At 40.1% G+C, this 7,705-nt stretch carries 8 protein-coding genes, 3 tRNA genes and 3 pseudogenes; 7 read left to right on the top strand and 7 right to left on the bottom strand.

The features are described from left to right. Positions 1 to 184 precede the first annotated feature (184 nt). The 7 genes and pseudogenes from CBG25_RS10175 to CBG25_RS10145 form a co-directional block, all read left to right on the top strand. A complete protein-coding gene (locus CBG25_RS10175; RefSeq protein WP_290606444.1) occupies positions 185 to 616 on the top strand; it encodes a hypothetical protein in 432 nt (143 codons plus the stop codon). Next, positions 588 to 2,012 carry a DEAD/DEAH box helicase gene (locus tag CBG25_RS10170; protein ID WP_290606443.1) on the top strand — a complete coding sequence of 475 codons (1,425 nt, stop codon included), beginning with the start codon at positions 588 to 590 and terminating at the stop codon, positions 2,010 to 2,012. Before CBG25_RS10175 ends, CBG25_RS10170 begins: the two co-directional genes overlap by 29 nt. Before the next feature lie 180 nt (positions 2,013 to 2,192). Next, on the top strand, positions 2,193 to 2,369 hold the full coding sequence (locus tag CBG25_RS10165; RefSeq protein ID WP_290606442.1) for a hypothetical protein: 177 nt from the start codon (positions 2,193 to 2,195) through the stop codon (positions 2,367 to 2,369). A gap of 23 nt (positions 2,370 to 2,392) precedes the next feature. Next, positions 2,393 to 2,638 (top strand): hypothetical protein, encoded by a 246-nt coding sequence (locus CBG25_RS10160; RefSeq protein WP_290606441.1) that lies wholly within the window; start codon positions 2,393 to 2,395, stop codon positions 2,636 to 2,638. Between the two features lie 96 nt (positions 2,639 to 2,734). After that, positions 2,735 to 2,962 carry a DUF4224 domain-containing protein gene (locus CBG25_RS10155; protein ID WP_290606439.1) on the top strand — a complete coding sequence of 76 codons (228 nt, stop codon included), beginning with the start codon at positions 2,735 to 2,737 and terminating at the stop codon, positions 2,960 to 2,962. Then, the gene (locus tag CBG25_RS10150; RefSeq protein WP_366212765.1) at positions 2,962 to 3,351 is read left to right on the top strand and encodes a hypothetical protein; all 390 of its coding nucleotides are present in this window, start codon (positions 2,962 to 2,964) and stop codon (positions 3,349 to 3,351) included. The genes CBG25_RS10155 and CBG25_RS10150 overlap by 1 nt, the downstream gene beginning before the upstream one ends. A 161-nt stretch (positions 3,352 to 3,512) precedes the next feature. Continuing rightward, a pseudogene (locus CBG25_RS10145) lies at positions 3,513 to 4,193 on the top strand (tyrosine-type recombinase/integrase); the annotation flags it as partial. 91 nt (positions 4,194 to 4,284) lie between these two features. Here the strand turns inward: CBG25_RS10145 and CBG25_RS10140 are convergent. The 7 genes and pseudogenes from CBG25_RS10140 to CBG25_RS10110 all read right to left on the bottom strand — a co-directional run. Further along, a tRNA-Leu gene (locus CBG25_RS10140) sits at positions 4,285 to 4,371 on the bottom strand. Between the two features lie 10 nt (positions 4,372 to 4,381). Then, positions 4,382 to 4,452, bottom strand: a tRNA-Cys gene (locus tag CBG25_RS10135). A 33-nt stretch (positions 4,453 to 4,485) separates the two neighbouring features. After that, positions 4,486 to 4,561 (bottom strand) — tRNA-Gly (locus CBG25_RS10130). Positions 4,562 to 4,692: 131 nt separating this feature from the next. Beyond that, positions 4,693 to 5,241 (bottom strand): CDP-diacylglycerol--glycerol-3-phosphate 3-phosphatidyltransferase, encoded by a 549-nt coding sequence (gene pgsA, locus CBG25_RS10125; RefSeq protein ID WP_290606445.1) that lies wholly within the window; start codon positions 5,239 to 5,241, stop codon positions 4,693 to 4,695. A 53-nt stretch (positions 5,242 to 5,294) separates the two neighbouring features. Continuing rightward, the gene (gene uvrC / locus CBG25_RS10120; RefSeq protein ID WP_290606437.1) at positions 5,295 to 7,127 is read right to left on the bottom strand and encodes an excinuclease ABC subunit UvrC; all 1,833 of its coding nucleotides are present in this window, start codon (positions 7,125 to 7,127) and stop codon (positions 5,295 to 5,297) included. Continuing rightward, positions 7,120 to 7,344, bottom strand: a pseudogene (locus CBG25_RS10115) (LuxR C-terminal-related transcriptional regulator); the annotation flags it as partial. The pseudogene CBG25_RS10115 and the gene uvrC, both read right to left, overlap by 8 nt. Before the next feature lie 129 nt (positions 7,345 to 7,473). Further along, positions 7,474 to 7,705 (bottom strand): annotated as a pseudogene (locus tag CBG25_RS10110) (group II intron reverse transcriptase/maturase); the annotation flags it as partial.

The raw sequence follows: 7,705 nt of genomic DNA, 5'->3' as shown, positions 1-7,705 counted from the left end.
AACGATTATCTCGTAACAGCCGCTCTTTGTTGATCATTTCAAACCTTTATTCTCTAAGTTAAACCTCTTTTTATTCTCAATAGCGTGACAAAAAATGCAAGTCTCTATTCAGCAACTAGTTTAATGTGAAAGGCGTGTTTTACAACCTCAAACATTGCTACCAACAGCAAAAGAACTGGCACTGATGGTTGTCCGTGCCGAGGAAGAGAAAGAAAAGTTATTACTGGAAAATAAAAGTCTCTCAACCGAAAACGATTGTCTTAAAAATCTCTTCAAAGAAGGCATGACCCCTACCCAATTTAGCAAAATGCTTAACGGGGTAAACAGTCAACAGATAAATCATTTTCTGGCAGGACTTAAATGGCTCTATAACGAAAGTAAGTCCGGTAACAATTTACGCTGGCGTGTTGCCGCTACCGCTCGGGATAAATATTTAACCGAAAAACAAAACGAAATAAGCCCACATGGTGCGAATAGTTTCATTAGTTATCGCCCTGTTTTACTTAGAAAAGGCGCACAGCGACTCTATGACCAGTATTTGGCTGACAAACTCCCTATGAAAAAGAACTGGAACGGATTACATACCCATGACAAAACTATCCAGATTGTCGCCTGAACAAAAGACAATCGCTAAAACCTTCACCCCTCGCCCTTACCAAAATCTCATTATCAATCACCTACTCGATATAAAACGCTCAAATGTCTGGGCGGGAATGGGAATGGGTAAAACAGCAGCAACCCTGACGGCATTAGAAAATCTCTATCTTGCAGGCAGTGAAACCAAGTCCACCTTGGTGTTAGCCCCTTTACGGGTAGCCCAATCCACCTGGCCGGATGAAGCGCTTAAATGGAACCACCTCCATAATATCGAGGTACAACCCATCATTGGCACCGCCAAAGCGCGTATGGCAGCACTCAAAAATACCCATGCCAGCGTATTTACTATCAATTATGACAATCTCGTCTGGCTGGTTGATGTCCTTGAGGACAGTTGGCCTTTTGGCACGATTATTGCCGATGAGAGCACCCGGTTAAAATCATTCCGGCTACGCAAAGGCGGTAAACGCACCGCAGCACTCGCGAAAATAGCGCATAAATCTGTTCATCGCTGGGTAAATCTGACCGGTACGCCTTCACCCAATGGCCTGATGGACTTATGGGGGCAAGCCTGGTTTGTAGACCAGGGCGAACGCTTAGGCAGAACGCATAATGCGTTTACGTCCCGCTGGTTTAATCGCATCCAGTTCCCCGGGCAACAATGGAGCAGGTTTGAGCCTTTGGGGTTTGCGCATCTACAAATTCAGTTAGCCCTTAGCGATGTCACGTTATCCCTTAATGCCGCCGACTGGTTCGATATCGAAGAGCCGATACACAACGTTATCAACGTTGAACTACCTGCAAAAGCGCGAGCACACTATCAGGCCATGGAAAAAGCACTGTTTCTTGAATTAGGTGATAGGGCTATCGAAGCGTTAAATGCCGCTGCCAAAACAATAAAATGTTTGCAAATTGCCAGTGGCGCTATCTATAGCGATGACAATCACAACTGGACAGCGATACACGATGCCAAAATCCAGGCACTGGAAAGTATTGTCAATGAAGCCGGAGGGATGCCAGTACTGGTTGCTTATCACTGGAAACATGACCTTGAGCGTTTATTAAAAGCGTTTCCAAAAGGCAAAATGTTAGACACTAACCCTCAAACCCTTACCGACTGGAATAATGGCAAAATCCCGTTACTTTTTGCTCACCCCGCAAGCTGTGGACACGGCTTAAATTTACAGGACGGCGGTAATATTCTGGTCTTTTTCTCCCACTGGTGGGACTTGGAGCAGTACCAGCAAATTATCGAACGTATCGGCCCTACGCGTCAAGCGCAAACCGGCCACAATCGCCCTGTCTTTATCCACCATATCGTCGCTAAAGATACACTCGATGAAGTGGTCATGGAAAGGCGCAATTCAAAACGGGCAATACAGGATTTATTACTGGAAACAATGAAAAGGGAATAAAAAAGACCAGCGCAATGCTGGCCAACACCAGGGAAAAAATTGTGAATAGCAAACACACAACCAACCAAATAACTATACAAGAAAAATAAAGAATTAACCTTAAATTTACAAATATTTATATATTAAAATCAAATATTTATCATTAGCATTACCATTCTTATTAATAACGGAGAACTCACCATGTGGATTTTAACCTTAGCCATGTACACCAGCCCTTACGCGTCAAATGACTTTGCAAGTATCAATACTCAGGAGTTTGACACTGAAAATATGTGTCAATTCGCTGCTAAACAGTTTGAGCAGGAATTTGAAACATTCACGGATATCAACGCCAAAGCGATTTGCGTTAAGAAGTGAGCTAATTTTACAGAGGTTCAACCATGAAACTTAACATCATCAAATTATTAATTACCACATTATTGTTTATTAGTGCAGCATTTGCTTTCGAACTGATAGTTGGACATCTTGCGCACGCTGATACCGTCATTGACCCACAAATCAGATTTAAACGTGGCAAATTAAGCGATATTCATTTAGGCGGACAAGAGCTACTGGTTATTGGCATCATGCTAGTCCCTGCACTCATTGTCTATTTGGGGGTATTTCTCGATACATTGAGGAAGTAGTCTAAAAGCGAATAATCATTATCCCACCTGAATCTATCCCACTCAAATTAGTAATACCAACATTAAAGAAAATCAGTTTATAAAGGTTTTAATATCATGAAAAACGAAAATGATGTAATAAGCGATACCGATCTCATATCGCTAACCGGATATAAAATTCCATCTAAACAATGCGAAATTTTACGTGAAGCGGGGATTTTTTTTATAATTCGCCGCGATGGTCGCCCACGTACAACATGGGCGCATTTTAACACCCCTATGAAACAAAGAAGTGCAATAAATATTTCTAAAAATATCGAACCTAATTTTGGAGCCTTAGATTAATGGGACGAAAACGTAAGAATAGTGCCGACAATTGGCTACCCCCACGGGTTAGCAGAGGTAAATCTGCTTTTGAATTCAGACCCAGATCAGGAGGAACGGTAAGACTCTGTAGCTTTAATGCGACTCCAGCTCAAGTTTGGGCAGCGTATGAAGCCTATAATAGTAATCGCAGTAATGAATCTCTTTTTGAGGGACTTATTGAGCGATTTTTTACATCGGGTGATTTTATGGAATTAGCTTCTGAAACCCAAAAAGATTATAGAAAATACTCTCAAAAAGTTATTGCTGTCTTTGGAAAAGTAAACTCTGATGATATTAAACCCGAGCATATTAGACGATATATGGATAAGAGGGGTTCACGAGTTTCGCACAGGCATATAAAATTCTAAAAATGGCTTAAAAGCAATGATTAATCTGCAAGTTACTAAAAAACATAAATTTTCTTAAATTACAATAAGTTGTATTTGATTTATAAGGTTTTGACTATTTATATATCATGCTGAATTAAACTTAAAAATAGAGCGTTTTTTTATTGGTGCGAAACTCGTGGGGTTTAAAGAGCCGGACACAAGCTAATCGAGAAAAAGCTTTTATATCACGGGTTTTTCGATTCGGTTATGAACGGGGATTAGTGAAAGGTAATCCATGCAAAGGTGTCCGTCAATTTAAAGAATCGGCTCGTACACGATATGTAACCCATGCTGAATATAATGCAGTTTACAAAATAGCCCCGACAATAGTTCAGATCGCAATGGAGTTAGCGTATCTTTGCTGTGCTCGTCAAGCCGATATTCTTTCATTAAAGAAAAGTCAATTACTGGAGGAAGGAATATTAATTCAGCAAAGTAAAACTGGGGTTTCACAAATTAAAGCATGGTCACCAAGACTAGAGAATATTATAGCACTGTCTAAGAAATTACCATTAAACGAAGGAATGAGCAGTATATATGTACTGCATCAGTCTTCAGGCTCTCGATATACGCGAGATGGTTTTAATACTAGATGGATGAAAGCGAAAAAAGAGGCAAAGGAAAAATATCCAGAGCTGGATTTGGATTTTACCTTTCATGATTTAAAAGCCAAAGGTATTTCAGATTTAGAAGGAAATTTATACGAAAAACAATCAATATCAGGCCATAAAAATGTCGGGCAAACCGCAAGATACGATAGAAGAATTAAAGTTGTCCCTGTAGTAGATCGGCAGCAAAATGACAAAAATATTACGAAATGATATTACGAAAAACGACTTTAGGGCTAAAAAACCAGCACCAAGTATCTCACTTTTTACCGTTTAACTTATTGATAAACAATGGAAAATTTCATGGTGCCCAGGGCGGGACTTGAACCCGCACAGCCTTAGGGCCGAGGGATTTTAAATCCCTTGTGTCTACCGATTTCACCACCTGGGCTAAATTCTGTAGGCGCGTCCCGGAGTCGAACCGAGGTAGACGGATTTGCAATCCGCTGCATGGCCACTCTGCCAACGCGCCCTACTCAATCTAGCTTATATGTAGGGCTAATATTGGAGCGGGAAACGAGACTCGAACTCGCGACCCCGACCTTGGCAAGGTCGTGCTCTACCAGCTGAGCTATTCCCGCATTCTCACAATACTTAGTTAGTTTGTTAAACCCAGCATCGTTTGATGCGCTGCATTCTACTTGTTTCCTGTATTGAGTCAATACTATTATTAATTAATTCGGTTCGTTCGCTGATTTTTCAATCATTTCGATCAAGCTTCATTCAAATTCTTCCAGGCGCCAGATAAATATTGAAACATAGACCAAAACGTTAAAATAGCCGCAAAATAAAGTAATACGATAGCAATTACCTCAATTTGGATATTAGGATGCCACAGTAATCCAACTAATGAGAGCATCTGGGCGGCTGTTTTAAATTTTCCAATCCAAGATACAGCTACACAACTACGTTTTCCTACCTCAGCCATCCATTCCCGTAATGAGGAAATAATGATTTCACGCGCTATCATAGTCACTGTCGGTAATGTAACCCACCAAGTATGATAATATTCGGTCACCAATACTAATGCCGTTACTACCATAATTTTATCAGCGACCGGATCTAAAAATGCACCAAATCTGGTTGTTTGCTGCCACAATCTGGCAAGAAAACCATCAAACCAATCAGTTAACGCAGCAATGACAAAAAGAAACGCACAAACAAAAGGCGCCCAGTGAAAAGGAAAATAAAAAAATAATACAAAAAACGGAATCAATATGATACGAAAAAGTGTTAACCAAGTTGGAATATTTAATTGCATCATGCTCTATAATTGTCTGGCCAAAATAAAATATATATACAATTCCACTACGCTTATTGCTTTAACGCATTATAAATTTTTTCTGCTAGTGCATATGAAATCGTTGGCACTTTTGCGATTTCATCAAGACTCGCATTACGTAAAGCTTGTAAGCCCCCCATATATTTAAGTAGCATCTGCCGACGTTTAGGGCCGACCCCTTCAATGGACTCTAAGGTGCTGGTATTTCTAACTTTCGCCCTACGCTGACGATGTCCTGTAATCGCGTGATTATGTGATTCATCACGAATATTTTGTATTAAGTGTAGCGCTGGTGAATCAGGCGGTAATGAAAGACCTTCTCCATCAGGTTTAAAAAACAATGTTTCTAAGCCGGCTTTGCGATCATGTCCTTTAGCTACCCCTATCAATTTGGGTAGCGTAATGTCCCAGCCAACATTTAATGCCTGGAATACACCGATTGCTTGAGCCAGTTGTCCCTTGCCACCATCAATAAAAATAACATCCGGTACTTTATTTTCATCTACATGTTTACCATAACGTCTCGTTAAAACCTGATACATAGCAGCATAGTCATCACCAGGCGTAATATCAATTATATTATAACGACGATATTCAGAACGTAAGGGCCCATTACTATCAAAAACAACACAAGATGCTACAGTTTGCTGCCCCGATGTATGACTAATGTCAAAACATTCCATGCGATAAATTTTTTCTAGTCCTAGCAAGTCAGCTAATGCCTCTATTCTTTGGTGAATAGTTGATTGTTGTGCAACTTTGGTGGTCAATGCTGTCGCTGCATTAGTACGAGCCAGTTTTAAATATTTAGCTTTTATACCTCGCGGTTTCACTTGAATGTTAATTTTACGTCCCGCTATTTTAGTCAATAAATTAGCAAATAGCGCTTTTTCCGGTAATAAAAAATCCAATAATATTTCTGCCGGTAAAGAGCGAATTTCACTACCCTGTAAATAAAATTGACCTAAAAATGTTTGCACAACTTCACTTAATTGCGTGTTTGCTGGGATCTTTGGATAATAACTACGGCTACCAAGTACTTTCCCTTGGCGAATAAAGAGCACCTGAACACAAGCAATACCTAAGTGATAAGCAACGCTAATTACATCTAGATCTTGCGTATTACCAGTGATAAATTGTTGCTCTGTAACCGCTCTAACGGCTTGTATTTGATCGCGATAACGCGCTGCACTTTCAAATTTAAGAGCTTGACTGGCCTGCTCCATATTTTGGATTAATTGATTAAGAACTTGCTGATCTTTACCCGATAAGAATAAACGAACATATTCTACTTGTTGATGATATTCTTCATCAGCAACCAGCCCCTTAACACAGGGCCCAAGACAGCGATTAATTTGATATTGGAGGCATGGTCTGGATCGGTTGCGATAGACGCTGTCTTCACAATGACGCAATGGAAATAACTTTTGTAATAAAGCCAGCGTTTCTCTGACAGCATGAACACTTGGAAATGGGCCAAAATAGTCACCCTTTGCCTTCATAGCACCACGATGCATAGCCAAACGTGGATGTTTATCCGCACTTAAAAAAATATAAGGATAGGATTTATCATCCCTTAACAGAACATTATAACAAGGCTGATAAAGTTTAATATAGTTATGTTCAAGTAATAAAGCCTCGGTTTCTGTATGTGTTACAGTAATGTCAATCTGAGCAATATTTTTAACAAGTTGTTCGGTTTTACGGCTCGTTACTTGCCCTCTAAAATAACTCGCTAACCGTTTTTTTAAATCCTTAGCTTTGCCGGCATAAATAACCACCCCAGATGTATCGTACATACGATATACACCTGGTTGATTGGTTACTGTCTGCAAAAACACTTTCGGTTCAAATAGTTCAGGCACTATAATAAAAACTCTCTGTTTGAATCAATCCATTCGTTATAGCTATATGAGTTAATTCTACATCACTACGCACTTTTAGTTTACTAAACATTCTATATCTATAGCTATTTATTGTTTTTGTGTTTAAGTTGAGCTGTTTTGCTATTTCGCCAACCGGTATACCACGCGTCACCATAAGCATAATTTGTAATTCACGATCAGATAACAGGTTTAAAGGATTGCGCATTTCTGTATCTAATGTCGGGTAGCAAGAGCGTATTTCTGCGCTCCCGCCCCCTAAGAACGCAGCGTGCAACTTTCACTGCACTGCGCTCAAGCCTCTCAAAGCCTCCATTACGTCAGCCGGTCAGTACCTAAATTTATGGAAGTGACGTTTTGCAAAATACTCATCCCATTCAGGATCAAATGGATTCGCTTTCTGCTGAATTCTGATATGCCGACGGATCTTTGTATCGCTGGCATTGACCAGTTTTATCAATCCGGTTGCGGCATTCTCATCACATGCAGCAAATACCCAATGGCGATGACCTACCTGTTTAAAGTATTTGTCCTTAATCCATTGCACACGTTTTTTGGGA

Origin of the sequence: Arsenophonus sp. ENCA (assembly GCF_002287155.1) — a bacterium.
GTDB lineage: Bacteria > Pseudomonadota > Gammaproteobacteria > Enterobacterales > Enterobacteriaceae > Arsenophonus > Arsenophonus nilaparvatae.
This window is presented reverse-complemented; position numbering and strand designations above follow the sequence as displayed.

Excerpts from the sequence above, each read along its gene's own strand:
- CBG25_RS10175 (WP_290606444.1), top strand. The coding sequence starts at position 185 with ATGGTTGTCCGTGCCGAGGAAGAGAAAGAAAAGTTATTACTGGAAAAT.
- CBG25_RS10170 (WP_290606443.1), top strand. The coding sequence starts at position 588 with ATGACAAAACTATCCAGATTGTCGCCTGAACAAAAGACAATCGCTAAA.
- CBG25_RS10165 (WP_290606442.1), top strand. The coding sequence starts at position 2,193 with ATGTGGATTTTAACCTTAGCCATGTACACCAGCCCTTACGCGTCAAAT.
- CBG25_RS10160 (WP_290606441.1), top strand. The coding sequence starts at position 2,393 with ATGAAACTTAACATCATCAAATTATTAATTACCACATTATTGTTTATT.
- CBG25_RS10155 (WP_290606439.1), top strand. The coding sequence starts at position 2,735 with ATGAAAAACGAAAATGATGTAATAAGCGATACCGATCTCATATCGCTA.
- CBG25_RS10150 (WP_366212765.1), top strand. The coding sequence starts at position 2,962 with ATGGGACGAAAACGTAAGAATAGTGCCGACAATTGGCTACCCCCACGG.
- pgsA (WP_290606445.1), bottom strand. The coding sequence starts at position 5,241 with ATGCAATTAAATATTCCAACTTGGTTAACACTTTTTCGTATCATATTG.